Origin of the sequence: Aneurinibacillus migulanus, from assembly GCF_001274715.1 — a bacterium.
GTDB lineage: Bacteria > Bacillota > Bacilli > Aneurinibacillales > Aneurinibacillaceae > Aneurinibacillus > Aneurinibacillus migulanus.
Genome location: NZ_LGUG01000004.1, coordinates 4,056,938 through 4,078,986 on the forward strand (window position 1 = coordinate 4,056,938; position 22,049 = coordinate 4,078,986).

Here is a 22,049-nt window from a genome sequence, read left to right on the forward strand (position 1 = left end):
ATTGAACAGCTCTTTTCCTCTTTAAAAAATAAGCTAGGGCTTGAACAGCCGTATTGGTATAGTAAAAATCACCATCATTTTCATTACCAACTGTATTTTCTTATTCATAACATTGAATTTTTATTCTAGTTTTGCAACACCATCATATATAAATAAAATGAGTTGGAATTTTCCAACTCATTTTATTTATGTCCTTATACAACTACTTCTTTCATAATAGATTTCATCTTAAATAAGTTATTATAATTATAGTAAATTATATTATTGCTAATAACGTTGACACAATCTTTCGTATCAAAAATCACTGGCTGCTCCATATTTAATTCTATACTTCTTTCATCTAATGATTTAAATTCATTATGATCTGTTAATACCAAGATACACTCCGCACCTACAATAGCCTCCTCAAACGAAACAAGGGGGAATGTAACTTTTTCTTGTGTTACATGAGGATCGTAAATCCCAAGCTGATAACCCTTTTCTTTTAATAACTCTATAATCTTAATTGCAGGACTTTCACGAACATCATCAATATTCCCTTTATAAGCTAAGCCAAACAGGGCAATTTTAGCCCCCTCATTTATTATCTTACCAATATGATCAACAACAAAATGAGGCATAGAATTATTAATTTGTCTTGCATTAGCAATAAGAGGAGATACTTCTTGTGCCTTCTCTATAATAAAATAAGGATCTACAGCTAAACAATGTCCTCCTACCCCGGGCCCAGGAAGATGTATGTTTACTCGAGGATGTTGATTGGCTAATTTAATCACCTCAAGAGCATTAATACCAAGTTGACTTGAAATTTTCACTAGCTCGTTAGCTAATGCGATATTTACATCACGATATGTGTTTTCCATTAGCTTGGACATCTCAGCAGTGACTGCTTGTGTTTCGATTACTTCACCTGTTACTATCTTACGATAAATTTCTGCAGCTTTATAAGCAGCTAGTGGAGTATAACCTCCGACAATACGAGTATTTTCTACTAACTCAACCAATATACGTCCCGGTAGTACTCTCTCAGGACAATGAGCCAAGTAAATGTCTTCTTTCACATTCCATCCTGTTGCCTCAAAAATTGGAACTATTACATCATCAATAGTTTTAGGAGGAATCGTAGACTCTACGATTACAATATTCCCTTTTTTAACATAAGGAATAATTGATTTTATTGCAGATATAACATATTGCAAGTTAACATTAAGATTATCATAAATCGGAGTCGGTACCGCTATAATAAATACATCTGCTTCCTCAATCTTTAGAGAAGCACGAAGTTTTCCAGCGTCAACGACCTCTTGAACTACTTTATGAAGACCTACTTCTTCAAGATGAACTTTACCTTTATTGATTAAATTAATTACTCTCTCGTTTACATCAACACCCAAGACATTAAACCCGGCTCTTGCAAACACAGCAGCCGTAGGAAGACCAATGTAACCCAAACCAACAACACAAATATTCATAACTTTAAAACTCCTTTCTTCAATTTAATTTAACTAAGTAGCCAATTCATCTCCCGCTTCTAAACGTGAAGGTACGATAGCACCAGTGAAAATGGGAGATAAATTGGCTTTGGACAAGAGCAGACTTCTGCCTGTCCAATTGTCCGACATTTTGTTAAAATGAACTTATAGTGTTCTTCGATAACTGGATATATAGGGTTGCATGGAAAAAATAAAAATGCGAAAACTAAGCGATTCCTTCCATACGTAAAATATCCAAGGTAAAAAAGAACCCCGAATCGTCGGACATCTAGGGTAGGAACTGCCCGAAGTAACGCTCAAAGAGACGAAAGGGTACTTTCGTCGTGGAGTTGAGAAGCTCCCACTTTAAGTGTTAACTAAGTGGTGAGTAGTTCACTAGTTTCTTGTACTCCTTGATCACTATCCAGCCTATTTTTTTAAAAATAGAATAGTTTAGTTTTAAAACATCTTTATAGAATAACCATTAAAGTTTTAAATTACTTTAAACTTACTAGCTTTGATCAAAACTGATTCTTTTCTATTTTTCTAAGTATATTCACATATTCCTGAGCTTGTTTTGCTCTATTGTAATTACAAAAAACCATATCAACAGCTTCTTTTTTTAATTCTTTAACAGGAAGATTTTGAATAACTGGAGTATTGATGGTATTAATAAGTTCATCAACACTATCAAAATAAAGTTCACTAGAAATCTGCTCCAGTACCTTACGAGCTTCTCCCTTGGGTCCTACAAACAGGGGAAGTCCTCCGTTGCCAAGGATTTCAAAAATTTTGGATGGAATAGTTCCTGAAAATCCAGGGTTATTCACAATTTTAACTAAATTAAAATCAACGAGTTTATATAATAATCTAATATATTTTTCTTCTACAGATGGAAAAATGAATACATTATCTAATTTTTTTTCCAATATTAAACCTTTAATTCTTTCTTCTCTTGAACCATTTCCGATAATTAAAAATGAAATCCCTCTTAACTCATCTATTTTATCTATAATTTCTTCAATCCCCTGGGATATACCTAAAGTTCCAAAATAGGCCAAGATTTTACTACCTTTTTGTTTTTCATTCTTAATAACTTCATAGATACTTTTTATATTTTTACTATCAATAGTGTGGTCATGAATTTGATCTGCAAAATTATGTCCATTAGGAATACAAAAAACTTTTGAAGGTTTTATCCCTTCGCTAAATAATATTTTCGAATAGGTATCAGTTACAGTAACTATATAATTTGCTCGTGATGCAAAAAACAACTCAAACTTTTTAACTAGATTAACAATAAGTTTGTTAGAGAAATTGGTTGCCTCCATCTGTTTGTAGGTAATATCCCTAAATTCCAAAATGTGCGGCAATTTTTTTTTCGAAGCAATAACATTTCCGATAATTGCAGAAAATACAGGACCGATTGTTGTAACAATCACATCTATCTCAGCAGGAATATGTTTAAGATTTTTTAATGAATAATACAAAAAACTGAGATAACTTTTTAGCCTACCTAATTTGGTTCTATAAGAATTTAATGAAATTTTATTTCTTAACACCTCTACACCATCAATTATTTCTGTCTGAAATTCACTAACAATATAGTCTTCATAGATTTTCCCCTTAGGGTAATTGGGTATAGTAGTATACACGTATACATTATGCCCTTCTTTCGCCCAATATTTAGTCAATTCTGTAATCCTTTTTGAGGCCGCCCCAATTTCAGGATAATAATACTGAGAAACGACAAGAATATTCATCAATGATTACCTTTCCGCAATTAATATGCTCCTTTATTTGTTAAAACAACCATAAATGTTTTATATAAAATCTTGATATCAAATAGAATTGACTGATTATAAACATAATATAATTCTAATTCTACCCTTTCTGGGTATCCAACATTACTACGACCACTAATTTGCCAATATCCAGTAACACCAGGCTTAACCGACAAAAATTGGTTCTTTTTATTTTTATATTCCTTGAGTTCTTCCTCTACAACTGGTCGGGGCCCAACTAAACTCATTTCACCCTTTAATACATTAATCAACTGAGGCAATTCATCTAAACTTGTTCTTCTCAAGAATTTACCTAATTTGGTAATTCTAGGGTCCTCATAAGGTTCCAATTTGTAGTTGTTAGCTACATATTTTTTATAAAGCAATTTATTTTCCTTAAGTTTCTTTTCTGCATTAATAACCATGGTTCGAAACTTGTAAATATAAAATATTTGCCCATTCCAACCTACCCTACGTTGCTTAAAAAAGACGGGGCCCCTTTCTTTTTCAAATAAATATGAAATACCTATTAAAAAAAAGATTGGAGCTGTTAATATTAACCCTATAATTGATCCTGTAATATCTATTACTCTTTTTATAAAGTATTCTACTTTAGTCATTCTCCTCATCGAAGTAGTTGAATCTGGAATCTCACTTAACCTTGGTTCAATAGTTGAGCCCGAAAATTTACTTGGCCTTATCATAATTAGTATGTTCCCACCATTTCGTCTTTTAATATTTTATTTAAATAAGTGAGTAAATCATTTTTTAACTCTTTTTTTTGCAAAGCAAATTCAATCATCGTGATAATATAACCTAATTTTTCCCCAACATCATAGCGAATTCCCTCAAAATTATAGGCATATACTTGTTGTTCTTCATTTAACTTCTGAATAGCATCAGTTAATTGTATTTCTCCACCAGTACCTATCTCCTGTTTATCAAGATATTTAAAAATCTCTGAAGTAAGGATATAACGTCCCATAATCGCTAAATTTGATGGACAATTTTCCTGAGTAGGTTTTTCAACAACGTTTTTTACTTGATATAATTGCCCATTTTTTTGATTTGGGTCTATGATTCCATATCGATGAGTTTCATTATTTGGCACTGTCTGTACACCGATAACCGAAGAATCCATTTCTTCATAAACCTCTATTAATTGTTTTATACATGGCTTCTCTGCTTTCACAATGTCATCGCCTAGCAGTACAGCAAAAGGTTCATCTCCTATAAATTTACGTGCACACCAAACAGCATGTCCGAGGCCTTTGGGTTCCTTTTGACGAATATAATGAATATCCACCATGGAAGAACGTTGAACTTCTTCAAGTAAATTAAGCTTTTGTTTCTCTATTAGATTTTGCTCCAACTCAAAATGATTATCAAAGTGATCTTCTATCGCTCGTTTTCCTTTACCTGTGACAATAATAATATCTTCAATACCAGATTCTATAGCTTCTTCAATTATGTACTGTATGGTAGGTTTATCTACAATAGGCAGCATTTCCTTTGGCATTGCCTTCGTGGCAGGCAAAAATCTGGTACCTAATCCTGCGGCTGGTATAATTGCCTTTCTAACCTTTTTCATCTACTATCTCTCCTTCTATACTTAAATTTCTGTGCAAATTTTATTTAATATCTTAGAAATAAATAATTAAGTAGAGATTTAATAATCCGGTTCCCTTTATAGCACATTTTTGTTCTATATAGAGAACAAAAATGCATTCTATAGTACTTCTAGAAGGTTGAAAGGTTGATTGTACCGTAATGACCCTTTTATAATACCCTTTCTCCTCGTATTTTCTTCCCATTTGATATAGTGAATTTACATCATATCAATTGATACGCATTTTTTTTCATAATATTCTGCTTCAGTTGTATTAATATATATCTGATTGGTGTGTGTTCCAGGACTAATCTTTTTGATCCGTTCTTGGAATTTTTCTCTCATATGTTGCATCAAATTTAATCAAATAAGGGTTCCATTTATCAGTAAGAGCCGATTTCCATTCTTCTTTAGGCGAAACACAAAGTCAAAAAGTTAGGTATGCCCTGCACCGGGCGCCTGGAAAAATGGAAAATAGGCTACTAGCATATTCTTAGGTACGAGGAAAGGGAACTTGGTCGTTGATCTCCTTCTGTCAACACAAACAAAAAGGGAAAACCTGAAACAACATCCGGCTAAAAATCTATGGGACCGACTCGCTCGCTTTGAGGGGTCTGTTCTTGCATTTGTCATAAAACACCAATATACCTTTTTGTTTAAATACATCTTAAAAATTTATCAATCTCTATCCAACCAAGATTCAAAAGAAAAGTAAAAGGATATTTCACCATTTAGATCTAATTTCAATGTAAATGTAAAGGAGTTTGGCTATCTCACAAGGCTTTCGTAGATACCGGACAGCCTGTCCATGTTTTTATGCAAATTCCCCTTTTCCACGATGATTTTAAGGTTTTCCTCTACTGCCCTTTTTCTTAACTTTTCATCTTCATAAGCAATCAAGAAATATTCTGCAAGTTTATGTGGGTCGTTAATTGGGATCAGTACCCCATTCTCACCATGTCTAATCCAGCTTGAATTTGCAGGAATATTAGTCGCAATCGGAAATAATCCACTGGCCATTGCTTCTAGTAGAGATTCTGATGTCCCATCTGATAAGGATGTCGTAACATAGACGTCAGCATCTGCCAGAAGCTTAATCAGTTGCGTATGATCAACCTTCCCGGTGAAAGTAACATATTCCTTAATTTTTTTTTCTCCTATCAATTGTTCATACTTACTACGTAGACTTCCATCCCCTACAATAATAAAATGAAAGTTTTTATTTTTTTCTACCACAAGCGCAATTGCATCAATTAAAAGTCCGATATTATAGATAGGTTCTAACCAGCGTGTGCTAATAACGGTAAAAGGAAGCTTCTTTTCTTGTTTAGTAAAAAACTTTTGACATTGAAACTTCTGCAAATCAACCCCCATCGGGAATGTTTCTATCTTTTTCTCGTCTACATCCAGCTCCTTGAGTCTCTGGGTAATCTGTTTGGAAACAGAAATAATTTTATCTGCCCGTGTCGATATTCTCTGCACAACATGTTTTAAGAAAAAAGAACGGTATGTTGAAACCAGCACATCGGACCCCCAAGCAGTTGCCACTACTGGGTATTTCTTAGGAATAAAACTTCCAATAAAACCAAAACCTGTTAGATAATGCACATCAATAACATCAGGCTGAATACAATCTATTCTATTCAGTGCAGAAAAAATAACTCCAAAATATTTTAATTTCATAGGTAAAACAGAATGTAGAAGATGAACTTTGGTTTTTGGAATATCATAATTGGAAAAGCTGATAACGTGTACGTCATAACCAACTCTCGCAAAAAATTCCGCTCTTCTTCGAATATGAATATTTTTAGCGTCGCCTATCAAACATAATTTCACTTCTATCCCCCATTCTAGAATTTCCTTGGTAGTTTTGCTAGCAGTCTAATAGAATCGTTTCAGTCTGTCGCAGCATATTTTCAAAACTAAATTTCTTTAATACAGTTTTATATCCATTGTCTGATAGCTTTTCGGCCAACTTTCGATTCTGCAGCAACATTGTAATAGACGTAGCTAGGTCATCTGCATTTCCTGACTCAATTAACAATCCGTTTTCATTGTGAGTGATGACTTCTGGTATCCCCCCTACGTTTGTGCAAACAGTCGGTATCCTGCACGCTAGATATTCCAACAGTACTAACGGTACCCCCTCTCTTTCCGAACATAAAACTCCTACATCAAAGGTAGTCATCCAGTTCGATACATCTTCCTGAAAACCAGTAAAAATTACATTTTTCGTAATCCCTAATCTGTCTGCCATCTCTATTAACCCTTTCTTCCTTACTCCGTCCCCTACAACAACAAACTCAATATCGGGAATCCTTTCTAAAATTTTCTTGGCAGCCTCAAGGAATAATTCATGCTTTTTCTCTTTACGAAGAGCTGCAACAATCCCTACCCTCTTGGGTATATTTGGCTTTTCTTCTGATTTTTTTTTCGTAGTTTCATTGAAAATAATTCCATTATATACAATGGTCAGTTTATTACGCTTCACCGGTACATATAAATTAAATTTAGACATTTCATTCTTTGAAATGAACATAATTTTTTTAGAAAATACACTTACAATTCTGCACACAAATTTCTCTTTTAAACTATTGTTATAAGCGAGACCATGGATATGAGAAATTGCCTTCTTTCCGGTAAGAAAAGCGAAAAGACCTCCCCAAAAAGAGGAACCAGCATTATGTGAATAAATAATATCTATATTGTGCCTCCTTATATAACCAAACATTTTTATAATTTTGTAAGTTTCTCGCATCCCCCTTCGTCTGAGAATATAATATGGTACGCCATGCTCCTGTAATTCTTTTTCAAGGTTACCGCCTTCTCTAGTAGCGACCACAATAACATTATGCTTCTCACTTAAAGAGCAAGCCAAATTTACAGCAAGGACTTCCATGCCTGATTCCTTTAGTCTATCAATCACAATAAGAATATTTTTTCTTGTCATCACTCTCTCCCCCATTTTTATTAAAAAATTTCATAATTACTGTATGTACCATCACCCGAAACATTTGAACCTTGAATATATACATTAAAAAAATATATAACGATATCCCGGAAATTATAAGCACAGCAATAATAATAAATTTCACTACAATGTCCATGGATTCATATAAATATGAACTTTTTTCAAATAGGAAGTAGACGACAACACTCATTAAAGACACTGAGGCAAAAAACTTCATTAAATCACTAAGACTAAATTCCTGTGAACCACCTATTATCTTTTTCATTTGGTAGAGCATGAGAATAGATGTCAAAATAAGCGCAAGTGAAGAAGAAAGTGCTAATCCCCCTATACCCATCCATCTAACTAGAATAAGATTTAAAATGATATTAAAGACAACAGCTAATATTCCGTTTACCATAGGAGTTTTACTATCATTCAATGCATAGAAGCAACGAGTCGTAATTTCACGCAGACAAAACCCAATCAGCCCTATAACAAAAAAAAGAAAAGCTGTTGCTGTTAAAAGAGTGTCGGCATGAGAAAAGCTTCCTCGTTCAAATACAATCTCAATTACGGGTCTTGCTAAAATAACTAGGATAGCCGAGAGTGGAATAACAAGTAGACAAACCATCAGAACGGTTCTATAAAAGTGCGTTCGTAAACTTTCATAATTTTTTTCGGAAACATATCGTGAAAAGACGGTGTAGGTCACAACCGTGATAGATGAACTAAACAGGCCTGTAAATAACCCAAACACCTTACTCGCGTAATTAAGAGCCGAAACACTTCCTTCCTCTAATCCCGAGGCCATCATCCTATCGACCACGATATTAATCTGATCAATAGTAGACCCAATCATAATTGGAAAGCAAAGTAAGAGAGCTTTTTTAAATAAAGGTTCGCGAAAATTTACTCGTAGTCCTGGTTTCCATCCCAAATAGATGAGTGGTGGTATCTGGATAATCATCTGGGCAGCGATAGCACTAAGTGTAAAGATTGTTAGCCCCCAGACACCAAAGTCACTTCCAAAATATACAAGAAGTACGATTAGAACCAAGTTATATGCAATGCCTGTTAAACTAGACCAATAGAACTTTCCCAGTACCTGAAGAATCGCGGTGAGTACATAACTCAGTCCGAGAAAGATAATCATAGGAAAACTAACTTGTGTCAGTCTGGTAGAAAGATTTAATGTTTCTTTATCAAATCCAGGGGCTATAACCATGTTTAAATAAGGGGCTAGTTGAACTCCTATAAGCGTTACTATGGATAAAACTAAAAAGTATACCAATAGTAGGTTATTAACCTTAGCCATAATCTCACTTCTCCCCCTTTCCTCTAGAACCACAGAAAGTAAAGGGATGAGTGCAGTTCCAAACGATGCTCCTGCAGCAGCAAACAACACACTAGGAATGGTTTGTGAGATAAAAAAGGCATCCACAAATTTATTGGCCCCAAACAGGTGGGCGATAAAAATTTCACGAACAAAACCTAAAATCTTACTTAGTACCACTACCACAAAAATAATGGTAGTGACCTTAAAAAGAGTATCCTTCAAAAAAATCACCCTAACTTTTCACCTTAGGATCGGAGACCTACTTAATAAATTATCGATTCGTTTTTTCATAATAATCAGCAAATATGAGTATTTAACTTTTTTACAGGATGAATGTATTGTGAATAGTTGCCTGATGAAAAGTACATTTATTTCAAGAAAGGTTATTCATAGATCATTAAACTTCTCTTTCTTCTTAAATTTTTTGCAATTTATGTCGCTTATAAAATTGTTTTAACCAATTCAAACCTTGAGTTCATTTATCATGAAAAGTATAAAATTAAACAAAACAGAATTTATTATTCTAAAATGTTCCATATCCAATAAAAAATCCTGCTATTGATAATTAATTAGGTATTTACTCGTTTGTATACCATAAACATCTATTAGACATTGACTAAATTTTTAACATAGCGATTTCTGGTAATACTGATCCCTACGAATAAGAAAAAGGAGCGGTATTAGATATATCTTGAATTCGCTCAGATCGTAGGAATTTGCCATCAATCCGTCTCTACCTATGCCAAATTGTTTCAAAAAGGTGGGATTTCCCCCGGGAAATCCCACCTTTTTGTCTACGCATGAGTAAGAAGAAGTGAAGTGTGTTATACAAGAAAGTACACCTGCAATAAAAGGGAATAAACCGGTTGAATCTTGGATAAGTGGTTACTCAACATGCTGATAAATTCGTAATTATGATCGTAGATATGCTCGCATCCACCGAGCTAAACTACTTCGCACTTTTTTGGAAAAACATCGCCATCAACTATATTTGTTGTTTTTGCCACCGGATTCATCGCAACTCAATGCGATTGAAAAACTCTGACGTTGGCTAAAAGGCTCTATCATTTCCAATGTATTTCATAAAAATCAATCGGACATTGAACAAGCAGTACAAAAGTTTCTTCTATTTATACACTCTGATCCTGAAGAGTTTTAAAGCATATCGGCTGTATACGTTAAGGGATCAGACAAGATTTATATAATTTGGTAAACTTAGAGGGTCGCAATTACTTTGGACGAGTCCTCATAACCATCAGGATTATTAGACTGCCAGCGCCATGAATCTAGACACATTTCTTCGATTCCTCTCGAAGCAACCCATCCTAAATCTTGTTTTGCCTTTGAGGGATCCGCAAAACAAATTGCTACATCACCAGGTCTTCGATTAACCACAGTATAGGGAATCTTTTTACCGGAGGCTTTTTCAAAGGCCCTTACCATCTCTAGTACCGTATATCCTCTTCCTGTACCAAGATTATACGCATCCACACCCATTGTTGATAGCACCTTTTCAAGCGCCTTCAAGTGTCCCAGTGCTAGGTCTACTACATGGATATAATCTCTTATACCTGTTCCGTCAGTTGTCGGATAGTCATCACCAAAGATTTTAAGTTCTTTAAGTTTACCAACTGCTATCTGTGTAATATACGGCATCAGATTGTTAGGGACACCGTTTGGATCCTCTCCAATACGAGCACTCCAGTGTGCTCCAATAGGATTGAAATAACGCAAAAGAGCAATGCTCCAGTCATTATCAGATTTATATATATCACGCATAATGTCCTCAATCATGAGCTTAGTGCGACCGTAAGGATTAGTGACATTAAGCGGGAAATCTTCTGAAATGGGCACCGTTTTCGGTATACCGTATACTGTAGCCGATGAACTAAACACCATTTTCTTTACCTTATATTTTGACATAACTTCACACAGGTTAAGGGTACCTGTAATGTTATTGTGATAATATTTGATTGGTATTTTTGTTGATTCGCCCACAGCCTTAAGTCCAGCAAAATGGATTACCGCCTCTATCCTATTTTCCTCAAATATTTTTTCTAATTTTTTTCGGTTTAAAAGATTAACAGTATAGACTTTGAACTCCTTGCCAGTAATTTCTTTAACTCGCTTTAAAGATTCAGGTTTACTATTAGAAAAATTGTCTATTACAACAATGTCATATCCAGTATTGAGTAGTTCTACACATGTATGACTCCCAATATAACCTGCTGCACCAGTTACCAATATAGTCATTATTGTACGCCTCCAATAGATTAATATTGATATTCATAAATAAAGTTTATAAATTTTATTTATCTATCCTTATTGTTAATTAATTCTGGACAGTTAAAGAAATTGTTGTAGATTGTCGATAATTTGTGAACATAGACTTTACTATAAGTACACGTGAATTCTATGTTCGGAATAACTAGTTACCCATCATTTTTAGTCTATTAAACCTAATCACCTTCCTTTTGATTATATGTTGTTGCCCGTTTTCCTACTAAACAACTTCCTAAATGTATTTATGCGACGACGAACCAAATAAAAAATATACTTGGAAAATAATGAATTATCTTTAAGCTCAGGAAAAAACCATTCTTTTAAAGAAATCACTCGATGATTCCATGTATCATTAAGAGTAACTTTGAAAACAAATTCATAAATATGATTGTAAACAGAATGAATATCTCCTATGGCAATCTTTCGCATTTCTTTATAGCTCCAAATCATGCTAAGTACATTGGGGTGAAAAGGTTTAATAGTGTACAAATCTGGAAATTGTCTATAGACAACAGATAGAGCCATAATCAATTTTTTTAGTGTCCTGTCTTGTTTAGCTTGTTTAAAGAGTTCTATATAATCAATATAATTCCCAAAGTAAAAAAGCATTTGAACAATATCTAACAAGTATTTAACTTCTTGCATCCTATGTCTCGCTCCATGGAGACAAATAAAATAGAAAGTATGCTGTATAGAAAACATCTTAACAAATTGGTAGTTTTCTAGGGGAATTGCATTGAACCAGAAAGTTTCAATGTTTATATCTGAAGTGTTTTCCTTCATTAAATTCCAATGCAATTCTAAGCTAATAAACATAGAATCAGTCAATTTTTTCTTAAAACATATATGGAAATGATCCGTTTCTATTTCATTCGGCACGTAACCAATCTTTATTATTAATTCTTTTGCCTTTTCAATATCATTGGGGTGAACCAACAAATCAATATCCGATGTCACTCGAGCTGAAAAATGACCAAAATACGTTTCAGCGAACAAGGTGCCTTTAAGCGGAATAACCTTTAATTTATATTCCTCAAAGGCAGAAAGAGCTTTATCAGTTTCTTGTTTAACAACCAAATTTTGAAAAAAACGTCTTTTATATTGTTCTTTAATCGACTTTTTAGATTGTAGAGAAATGTCATTAAATAAATTATTCTTTTTTAATAAAAAATAGATTTGAGGTGCGATTGAAAAAAGTTCAATATCGTTCAAATTCATGTTTGGAATTTTATCAAAATCCACTTTTGATGCATTTTTTTTATATAATAATTGCAATAAATCAATCATTAAATTCACCCACATTTAAAGTTATTACTATTCTAATTAGTTCCATAAAATAGCATAATTAATATTAATGTTTTAATTTTCAACCAACGATGGCGTAAAATATTTTGTGTAGGGCGATTTAACCAAAATTTAGTGTTTTCTAGGTAATAAAAAAATAGGGTATCCTCGAAATTATCTAAATTTCATAAAAAGAGAGGAGATTACCCTACTTATGTTATCCGATACATGGAATTATCACCTAGGAAAGATCTTTGACAAAACTTTGTGAAAGAAAGGCTTGATCTCATTATACAGGAAGAACTTACGAATCCCCTACAGCTAGAACAACCAGACATTTCAGACAGTAGAAACGGTTATTACCAACGATCTCTGGCTACATGCTACGAGAACTTTCGGTGGTTTCTCGCGACCGTGAGGGCATGTTTCTCCGTATCAACGACGGGTTGGCTGACGTCGAAGAGGCGTTTCTTGATGTCTACCCAAAAGCTGATAGCTATGTCATTCACAAAGTGCGTAATACGTTAAACAAGGTTCGAAAGAACGAGCAGTATGAAGCTGCAGAGGACTTGAAGGTAATTTATTGCTCTTTTACCCAGAAAGCTGCCCTTACGCAGTTTCAGGCGTTTCAAGAAAAATAGGCCAAGAAATACCCAAGGAAAGTGGCTCACTGGGAGCAAGACATGTCTGCTCTCCTGACTTTCTATTGTATCCTTCTATAATATACAGTGTGATTTACACAACGAATTCGATCAAACGAACCAATAAAAAAATACGCAATTGTGTAAAACCCATAAATAGTCTATCCAGCCTGAAAGCAACAGAGAAAATCGTTTACCTAACTATAGAGGATCTACAGGAACAACGGTCACTCCGTAAACTCAAGGAGTTTGGTAGCCCCTCGTTTTTCAGCTTATAATAGACTGAACATTATGTATACTCCTCTTGGGCTCCAAGGGATTGATTTGTGTCCACCTTCCGATGAATATCCTACTCACTTATACAAATTTATTGAAGCTAACCAACCAACATTCTTTTACTCCAAAATTGGATGTACATTATTATGTTTTAGTCCGACTTGATTCGGTCTTAGCGATTCTCTCCTTCCGTATTCCCATTGTCCTAACATTGCAAATATAAACCAAGTAATCTTATTATATTCCCATGTAAGACCTGAAGTCCCCAATAAAAAAATGGTCAAAACAGATAACCAAAGCAATTTTACTGTTGAAGAAAATTGTAAACACCGCCAAATTGATAGTAAAATTATAGAAATATAAACACACAAACCGATTAAGCCACGTTCAACTAAAACAGAAATATAAGAGTTATGAGCCAACATTGAGTAACCTAAAAACTTTTGCACTTCTATAGGGTATGCTCCTGCACCATATCCGAAAATTGGGTTGTCCTCAAAAGCTTTAATTCCAGCTGCCCAAATTGTCGTTCGATCATTCAAATCACCGGTAGATACCTGTTGTCCAATTGTACCCAACCGTTCAAATATAACCTCAGGGACACTCGAAAGTGAGTATATGGTTAAGTAAGCAAAGACAATTATAAAAATGCAAATTCTTAGTTTGTCCATCTTTTTTAAAGTAAAAAGAATGAATACTAAACCAATGCTCGCTTCGATTAGTCCAGATCTTGAAGCTGTCAAAAGAATTGCAAATAAAGCGCAAAAAATATAAGATTGGTAAATCCAACTTAATATTGACTTTTTGTATCTGATAGATAGATGCCATGCAATTGGTATACTAATCGCTATAGTTAATCCTAATTCATTTGGATCCATACCCACTGCTGTAAATCTAGTATTATATTCTCCCATTCCATTGTTTTGAGAATAATTATAGATTAAATTGATTACAGATACTAAAGTACCTAAAACATAAGCATCAAGAAGAAAAGCCCTCCTTCTAGGAGTATATCCAATTTCTGCGAACAACCAGCACATAAGAAGGAGTTGTACATCTGTAATAAGCCGAGCAATTGTCAGGGGGGAACTCACAGTCCAAAAATAAGTAACAAATCCCCAAGCTACATACACCGAAAATAGTACTAGAAATACTCCAGGGCGACTAATTTCTCTTCGTCTAAGAATTAATAAAAGAGAAACTAATCCAAACACAAGGCCAATAAATTTATTTAATGTGCCGTTACCGAATAAGTGAACTGATTCATCCCAGGGGATTGAAAATACAAAAAACCAAAGAAAAATGTATATAAATTTTTCCATAAATATTTCCCCATTTTATTTACTTAAATTTTTATAACTTGTAATAAAATTGCATGGAAGGAACTATTTTATCCATGTTAAAACAGTATTAAAACACATAAGTAGGATCCCTCGAGTATTAAACTAGCTTCGAACATTTTTTCTCGCCTCATACAAAGAGGAGAAAAAATAGAAACAAGTACTAAACAAATAAAGTAGTTAGCCGATATAAAACAATTTATACTCCAATAAATATTTACGAATAAAGACTTTAAATTAATTAATAGGGCTCCCTATCTAAAGTTAAAAATTGTACAAATTTCAATTCTATTTTCTTCGAAAGATTTTGGGAATACCGTGTCAAGAAGGGGCATAAGAACAATAAACATAACCATTATGGTGTAATGGTTATACATACTCTCTGCACCCATAAATTATTTATAGTTTTTTAACGATTTACATACTTTTTATTTTTGGGGAAAATTACTAAAAGGGCATCTAACCCACCCTCACATCACACCATTGATAATTTATATCTAAGGAGTTTCACAATTTCTCCCACAGCATGATCGAGTACCTATATTGATAAAGGTGTTGTAGGTATCACCTGTAATTAAAATGTTTTGTTCTTTTTAGAGAATTACACCCTGAGTATATAACCAAATCATCAAAAAAAAAAGACCTATCAACAAAAAAGTTCTTTATAGTGAACAAAAATACATTTTTAGATATTTAAATCAATTTCATAATTCAAAGTCTTACAACCACAAGGATTTCAAGAACAAAAAATATAGTACCTCCTCAATTTTTACTTACAATTATACGCTACACCTTTGATCATCCCTGCAAAAACCCTATTTTTAATGAAGAATTATGAAGCATATTCATTTACTTATCAAGATAACAAGAGTAAATAGAAGAAATAACTAAAAAAAGTAACAAAAACCGAGTTCTTGTTGTGATATAGGTTAATATGGGATTTTTAATTTAATACTAGGAAAGATATACTGATTCCATCTGGTTCTCTAAAGAGAACGGTAGCTGTTTTGTTCTCTTTAGAGAAACAAAACAAATTAAGTTATTTTAAAGAATGGATAATTTAACCATTAGCTCTTCAAAAAATTGGTATATTTTTAATTAAAGGAGTTACTTAGAAATGAGAAAAAACAGTATTACATTTGATGAACTATTTGAGATTGTACGAAAAAGAATATGGATTGTGTTACTTATTCCCATTATTTTCGTATCTGTCAGCGGATATGTAAGTTACAAATATATGACCCCCATCTATGCTGTTTCCACTCAACTTTTGGTTATTTCAAAAGAAAAAGAAGGAACGGAGATGACTTTCAATGATATTCAAACCAGTTTAAAATTAATCGATACCTACTCTATCATTATTCAAAACCCCGGGGTATTAAATAGGGTAATTAAAAATTTAAACCTAAATTTATCAGCTAATCAGCTAAACGATAAAATTATTGTCAATCCTATAACAAACTCTCAAATCATCTCTATATCTGTTACGGATCCTGATCCAGAAATGGCAGTTAAATTGGCTAATGGTATAGCAAAAGCCTTTATAGAAGAAATTTCAATAGTAATGAATGTTCATAATGTAAAAATATTAACTGAAGCAAAAGCTGATAAAACAATGCCTCCTATTTCACCAAAACCACTAATGAACATGGCTGTCGCTTTTGTTATTAGTTTATTTATTTCCACCGCTAGTTTGTTTATTTTAGAGTTCTTTAGAAAAGGAAAAAATAAAATAAATGAAGCAGGACAGTTTCCAAATACGTTCTAAAACTCTTTTTCATGAATTTATAATTCAATACTTGAGACGGGGAGGGTACCAATGATTGGTAAAAGAATAAAAGAACTCCGAGAAGAGAAGGGAATCTCATTATCCGCTTTAGCTGAACAAGCTGGGGTAGCAAAATCATATTTAAGCTCAATTGAACGCGGTGTTCAGTCTAATCCTTCTATAACTTTTTTAGAAAAAATCTCATCAGTATTACAAGTGGAAATTCAAATTTTATTGCAAGTAAGAGAGTAATATATTCTAGTATTATGTAAAGGAAATGATAGTAATGGAAATAAAAGATTTAGCTTATGATAAGTTTTTTCAGGAATTTTTGCAATTGCTTAACCAACCTAATATTGATGATGTAGCTACTGCCGCGTTTAAAATTTTAGATGATTTGATTTCCGATGTTGGTTCATTTCGAAGTGATCTTACACAAATTAAGCAAACACGCGCCATGATCAATGCTTTTCTATATTTACATAATATAGGAAAATCCCCTATTATAAAAAAGTTGGGTTAAAGAATATTAGGATTATTATCTAAAAGTTAAAAATATAAGAGAATGAACATTTATATTTTTAAAAAATAATGGTTTCTGAGAATGATATTATAAGCAAGCAATATCAATATATTGATATTGCGGAAGCGGCTGAGTTAGGTAACAAATGGACTATTACGGATCTATAAACGCAGTTGTAACATCAATTTAGTTAAGCCTACCATTCGATTCTGTGATAAAACATATCCAAGAGAAATATCAAATCAATGAAGTTACCACAGAAACGGATATGTTAACTTTTTAGAGGGGTCGAGCATTGGTTGGAGAGCCCCTTTTTCCAAAATAATAAGCTCTACTATATATTTAAGGGGGACACTAATGCTTTTCCTAATGAACTCGTAGAACAAAAACAATTAATAGGTAAGCTGATACACACCCAACTTAAACTGTACAGTTGGTCCGCACAATTGTGGGGAATGTCGATTCAGTTTTTTCCTACCCTATCTAGATTTATGAAGAAATACTTGACATTAAAAAACCAATTCAGAATCTGGAGCGAGGAAAAAAACATGTATAATCTAAAAAAAATATTCCGATCTTTAACCAAAGAAAATTTTTCTACGAATATAAAAGAACCTTTAATAAAAATCCTCCCCTATATAAAACCACATTGGAAAATTTATACAGGATTGGTTATCCTTTTATTTGCAGATTTAGGCATGACCATTGGGATGGCTACATTTCTAAAATTAGTTACCGATGCAGCTGTTAACAAGAACATACAACAACTTGAACATCTACTCCTGATTGGAATTATTCTCATTCTCTTCGTTTGTTCAGTCATTTATATGAATAGTTACCTCTCATCGATTGCAATTAGTAAGGTAACAAGAGACTTAAGGATCAATTTATTTGAAAAGATATTAGGCTTGCCCACCCCTAAGTTCCTAAAATATCATTCTGGAGATTTACTTTCCCGCCTGACAAGTGATATTAATAACGTGGCTGGGCTAGTTGGAAACAATTTATTACAAATGTTTAAACTCCCTATTACTGCAGTTGCTGTATTCATTTACCTTTTAAAAGTAAACTGGCAACTATCAGTGGTTTGTTTGCTTATTGGCCCCGCTTTCTTATTGATAGGTGGATTTTTCGGTTTCCTATTGAAGAAAATCAGCCGGGATATCTATGATGAGCTGGCTAAAGTCAATAGTTTTCTAAATGATACTCTTTCTGGCCATGAAATCGTTCGTTCATTTATCCTTGAACAAGTGTTCCTTAAAAAATTTATTGGACAAAGTAACAATGTATTATCACTTCAATTAAAACAAGCCAAATTATCCAGCATTATGCGAGCTGGGTCATCATCAGCCGGTGCCATCGCCTACCTTCTCAATCTTGGGTTGGGAGCCTTTTTAGTAGCCAAGGGGGTATTAAGCATCGGTTCCCTGTTGGCTTTTGTTAGTCTTATGCACTATCTGATTTATCCTTTTACAGGAATGGTAAGTACATGGATCAGTTTTCAACAATCTGTATCCGCTTGGGATAGGGTCTTGCAAATACTCGATTCTCCTGGAGAAACAAGAAATTTACCTGAGTATATTCCTCATAAAGAGGATGTGCACTCCATTCACTTTAGGAATTTATGCTTTAGTTATGATGGCGAAAAAAATGTAATAGAGAATTTCAATTTGTCCATCCCAGCAGGAAAAATAATCGCACTTGTTGGACCAAGCGGCGCAGGAAAAAGTACGTTGTTTAAGCTGTTTTTGGGATTATATCAACCTACTGCCGGAAGTATCCATTTGGACTCTCAATCAATTAAAACACTTAGCCCCTCAGCGCTCCGAAGCTCCATAGCCTATGTTCCTCAGGAAAGCTACCTTTTTTCAGGAACAATTCGTGAAAATCTATTATACGGGAGAGCAAATACAACTGAGGAAGAATTGATAAAAGCAGCTAAAATAGCTAATGCCCATGATTTTATCATGTCTTTGCCCGATAAGTACGACACTGAAATTGGAGAACGAGGAGTCAAATTATCCGGAGGCCAAAAACAACGAATTTCTATAGCCAGAGCAATACTTAAGAACAGTTCTATCCTATTGCTTGATGAGGCTACATCAGCATTGGACAACGAATCTGAATATATTATACAGGAATCCTTAGACCGTTTAATGGAATCAAGAACTACATTTGTTATCGCACATCGATTATCTACAATAAAGAATGCAGACTGTATCATCGTTATGGATAAAGGACAAATTGTTGCTCAAGGAAGGCATAATTACTTACTAAAACATAACGATTTATATGCTCGCTTGTTTCATTTGCAATTTCAGGACAAAATATTGCCCCATAATATTGGAACATCACCTTAATTAACAATTATCACTATATTTATGAGGGAGCAGTCATGAAAAAGCAAATAAAATAAAGATACCGTTTAACTATTTTCTTTACAAACCTTCTATCTATTAAACCAACTTTTCATTTAAAATTTGTATATATTTATAATTTACTCGATTTGTCTTGGTAAAACAATTATATGACAGAAAAGAGGTTTTGCCAGGACAACCCTAATAATCATTTATCATCCTGACTAGCTTTCCATATTTGAAATTCAAGAAATTCACGAAATTGTTGTTTACTCACTCCCGATTCCATCGCTTCCTTAACCAATTCCCTCCACTCCGGATCCATTTCCCCCGTTTGTTCATTTTCTGGATGGATTAAGTTCTCGACAGAAGTATGTAAAACCGAAGCGATTTTTTCTAAAAACTGGATAGAAGGATTTGTTTTAATATCACGTTCAATGGCACTTAGATAAGACTTAGCAACACCTGCACGTTCTGCAAGTTCAGATAAAGAGACTTTTTGTTCTGTCCGTAACTGTTTAATACGTTTACCAAGCAAGTGAATCATCCTTTTCAGAAGTCTAAAATCAGGATATATTATCAATTTAGTATACCTAGCCACATAAAATTTATTTGATTTTTTATAGTTACCTTTAGTATTGTACAAAACTGATTTTGATGTTATTGAATTGTTGTTGTTCCTCACGAAAAAACAATTATGTACTTAATTAAGGAACAAAAATTGAAATAATGGCTAAAGTATACTCAGTTTAGCAGTTTTAAAACAAGCACCAATGAATCATAATCATACGTGCTCAAACTAAAAAGGGAAAGTCTGGACTAACTGTCAATACCGTTTTCAAATTGGTTCTCCCGCACTTTTGGTGAAGCTTCTTCATATCGGGTAAGGAAAAATTGCACTTTTTTTAAGGAGAGGCTTACGATGACAATTCTTTCTACCTTATTTCCGTCTTATTGGCACATGAAAAAGACCACCCATAAAGATAAACAGATTTTCCTGGAGTTAGTATCTAAGAAAAGGATGAGTAATTGCCCAATGTGTGGAACTCCTTCTTCTCGCATTCATAGTCAGTATGTACGTTCAACCAAAGATTTACCTCTTACTGGATATACTGTACATTTTCCCCTAATTGTTCCGAAATTTTTCTGTGATTATGTGGGTTGTAGAAGAAAGATTTTTACCGAACGCCAAAAGGAAAAATGGGAATTGATTCTTCGGGTGCAGGCCATGCGACAAAAAGGACTTTCTATCTCGTTTATTTCTAAACAGACAAAGCTTGACCCTAAGACACTCCGAAAATATTTGAAATTAAAAGAACCACCTATCAGACAACGCCGTCGTAGAGAAAACGTTCTTACTCCTTATAAACAGACGACTCAGCACCTCTGTTGTAAAGGAAAAACGATAACAGAAATCTTTGAGACAATAAAACAAGAAGGATACCGAGGCTCTATAACAATTCTATCTGACTATGTTGCTTGCTTTCGTCGAAACATAAAGTAAGAAGTCATATTATCATCGCCAAAGAAGTATATCTCACTCTTCCAACTGGCTTATTATGGATGAGAGTTTTCAGAAAAGCTAACAAAGTAACAAAATGAAGAGCGTAAGCAGGCTCTTCAGTGCTTCCCATTTTTAGAACCATTCTACACATTCATTCAGCGTTATCGAAAAATCACTCAAGAGCAGCAAAGTGATGAATTTCATCGATGAATAGTAGAAGCACAAAAAAGCAATTTTCCTGAAATTAATCAGCTAGCAAAAGGAATTAAAAAAGATTATTTGGCGATTTTTCATGCTCTACAATACCAATGGAGCAACGGACTTATCGAAGGACACATTAACTGTTTAAAAACATTAAGACGATTAATGGTATGGACGAGCGAACCTTGACCTTCTTCGTCAGCGGGTACTTTATAAATTTTAAAACGTTTAAATACACACCTACGTTGTTGAATTTTCACCAAAAGTGAGGAAGAACCATTTTACCACCGTTACTTACATTAACTGATGAATTCAATAAAACTCTATATTGCCTCATGAAATGACTATATTCAAATAAATATAACCTAAAAAATGCACGCCCTATTCTAATGAATAATTTAAGTCTTCACCTAAATATTTTACAATACAACAAAGATTAAAGACAACTTTGTTGTATTATATTTTTAGGAATAAGAATTTCTGAAAAATTACCACCTTGTTAGCAACATTGGGAATTTTATGTGGATAAGGTTGACTGTTGACTATTAATTAAAATTAAAAGTTGCCATCCCTACTAACCCAGTTTATCATGTAAATTATATCATGTATCAAAGGTGAAGATAACCGGAATATAAAACAGACAAGACTTCAATATTTTACAGACCAAACAATATGATAGTTAACATCGTAGACACAAAATCGGGCATGTTTCATGGTA

Annotated in this window: 18 protein-coding genes and 1 pseudogene; 8 read left to right on the forward strand and 11 right to left on the reverse strand. The window is 33.6% G+C overall.

What is annotated here, in order from left to right; translation table 11 throughout:
- Window positions 1-194: 194 nt before the first annotated feature.
- From AF333_RS21250 to murJ, 7 genes are all read right to left on the reverse strand, one after another.
- A complete protein-coding gene (locus AF333_RS21250; RefSeq protein WP_043066867.1) occupies window positions 195-1,472 on the reverse strand; it encodes a nucleotide sugar dehydrogenase in 1,278 nt (425 codons plus the stop codon).
- Window positions 1,473-1,993: 521 nt separating this feature from the next.
- Window positions 1,994-3,235 carry a glycosyltransferase family 4 protein gene (locus AF333_RS21255; protein WP_052812167.1) on the reverse strand — a complete coding sequence of 414 codons (1,242 nt, stop codon included), beginning with the start codon at window positions 3,233-3,235 and terminating at the stop codon, window positions 1,994-1,996.
- 20 nt (window positions 3,236-3,255) lie between these two features.
- Window positions 3,256-3,885 carry a sugar transferase gene (locus AF333_RS21260; protein WP_139189195.1) on the reverse strand — a complete coding sequence of 210 codons (630 nt, stop codon included), beginning with the start codon at window positions 3,883-3,885 and terminating at the stop codon, window positions 3,256-3,258.
- Between the two features lie 77 nt (window positions 3,886-3,962).
- The gene (gene galU, locus AF333_RS21265; RefSeq protein WP_043066866.1) at window positions 3,963-4,847 is read right to left on the reverse strand and encodes a UTP--glucose-1-phosphate uridylyltransferase GalU; all 885 of its coding nucleotides are present in this window, start codon (window positions 4,845-4,847) and stop codon (window positions 3,963-3,965) included.
- Between the two features lie 786 nt (window positions 4,848-5,633).
- A complete protein-coding gene (locus AF333_RS21275; RefSeq protein WP_043066864.1) occupies window positions 5,634-6,701 on the reverse strand; it encodes a glycosyltransferase in 1,068 nt (355 codons plus the stop codon).
- A 37-nt stretch (window positions 6,702-6,738) separates the two neighbouring features.
- On the reverse strand, window positions 6,739-7,815 hold the full coding sequence (locus tag AF333_RS21280) for a glycosyltransferase (protein WP_052812166.1): 1,077 nt from the start codon (window positions 7,813-7,815) through the stop codon (window positions 6,739-6,741).
- The gene (murJ, locus tag AF333_RS21285) at window positions 7,784-9,385 is read right to left on the reverse strand and encodes a murein biosynthesis integral membrane protein MurJ (protein ID WP_043066863.1); all 1,602 of its coding nucleotides are present in this window, start codon (window positions 9,383-9,385) and stop codon (window positions 7,784-7,786) included. The genes AF333_RS21280 and murJ overlap by 32 nt, the downstream gene beginning before the upstream one ends.
- 703 nt (window positions 9,386-10,088) lie before the next feature.
- Between murJ and AF333_RS37645 the strand changes: the two genes are divergently transcribed.
- Window positions 10,089-10,199, forward strand: a complete 111-nt coding sequence (locus AF333_RS37645) for a transposase (protein WP_074715445.1) — start codon at window positions 10,089-10,091, stop codon at window positions 10,197-10,199.
- Between the two features lie 170 nt (window positions 10,200-10,369).
- On the opposite strand, the gene galE is transcribed toward AF333_RS37645, so the two are convergent.
- Window positions 10,370-11,407 (reverse strand): UDP-glucose 4-epimerase GalE, encoded by a 1,038-nt coding sequence (gene galE, locus AF333_RS21290; protein WP_043066862.1) that lies wholly within the window; start codon window positions 11,405-11,407, stop codon window positions 10,370-10,372.
- 225 nt (window positions 11,408-11,632) lie between these two features.
- Window positions 11,633-12,724, reverse strand: coding sequence for a nucleotidyltransferase family protein (locus tag AF333_RS21295; RefSeq protein ID WP_052812165.1), 1,092 nt, complete (start codon window positions 12,722-12,724; stop codon window positions 11,633-11,635).
- A gap of 395 nt (window positions 12,725-13,119) precedes the next feature.
- Between AF333_RS21295 and AF333_RS21300 the strand changes: the two genes are divergently transcribed.
- A complete protein-coding gene (locus AF333_RS21300) occupies window positions 13,120-13,362 on the forward strand; it encodes a transposase (protein ID WP_052812164.1) in 243 nt (80 codons plus the stop codon).
- Window positions 13,363-13,757: 395 nt separating this feature from the next.
- On the opposite strand, the gene AF333_RS21305 is transcribed toward AF333_RS21300, so the two are convergent.
- Window positions 13,758-14,960, reverse strand: coding sequence for an O-antigen ligase family protein (locus AF333_RS21305; protein WP_043066861.1), 1,203 nt, complete (start codon window positions 14,958-14,960; stop codon window positions 13,758-13,760).
- 1,135 nt (window positions 14,961-16,095) lie between these two features.
- Between AF333_RS21305 and AF333_RS21310 the strand changes: the two genes are divergently transcribed.
- The 4 genes and pseudogenes from AF333_RS21310 (at window position 16,096) to AF333_RS21325 (ending at window position 19,629) form a co-directional block, all read left to right on the forward strand.
- Window positions 16,096-16,746 carry a YveK family protein gene (locus AF333_RS21310; protein WP_052812163.1) on the forward strand — a complete coding sequence of 217 codons (651 nt, stop codon included), beginning with the start codon at window positions 16,096-16,098 and terminating at the stop codon, window positions 16,744-16,746.
- Window positions 16,747-16,797: 51 nt separating this feature from the next.
- Window positions 16,798-16,995, forward strand: a pseudogene (locus tag AF333_RS21315) (helix-turn-helix domain-containing protein); the annotation flags it as partial.
- Between the two features lie 28 nt (window positions 16,996-17,023).
- On the forward strand, window positions 17,024-17,269 hold the full coding sequence (locus AF333_RS21320; protein ID WP_235496801.1) for a hypothetical protein: 246 nt from the start codon (window positions 17,024-17,026) through the stop codon (window positions 17,267-17,269).
- Between the two features lie 548 nt (window positions 17,270-17,817).
- Window positions 17,818-19,629 carry an ABC transporter ATP-binding protein gene (locus tag AF333_RS21325; protein WP_043066892.1) on the forward strand — a complete coding sequence of 604 codons (1,812 nt, stop codon included), beginning with the start codon at window positions 17,818-17,820 and terminating at the stop codon, window positions 19,627-19,629.
- Window positions 19,630-19,834: 205 nt separating this feature from the next.
- Here AF333_RS21325 and AF333_RS21330 read toward each other — a convergent pair whose 3' ends face one another.
- Complete coding sequence (locus AF333_RS21330; protein ID WP_043066859.1) at window positions 19,835-20,164, reverse strand: helix-turn-helix domain-containing protein; 330 nt, start codon at window positions 20,162-20,164, stop codon at window positions 19,835-19,837.
- Between the two features lie 384 nt (window positions 20,165-20,548).
- On the opposite strand from AF333_RS21330, the gene AF333_RS21335 reads away from it, so the two are divergent.
- Entirely contained in the window at window positions 20,549-21,130 is a 582-nt protein-coding gene (locus tag AF333_RS21335) for a transposase family protein (RefSeq protein WP_052812161.1), read from the forward strand.
- Window positions 21,131-21,340: 210 nt separating this feature from the next.
- Window positions 21,341-21,520 carry a transposase gene (locus tag AF333_RS37650; protein WP_139189199.1) on the forward strand — a complete coding sequence of 60 codons (180 nt, stop codon included), beginning with the start codon at window positions 21,341-21,343 and terminating at the stop codon, window positions 21,518-21,520.
- Window positions 21,521-22,049 lie beyond the last annotated feature (529 nt).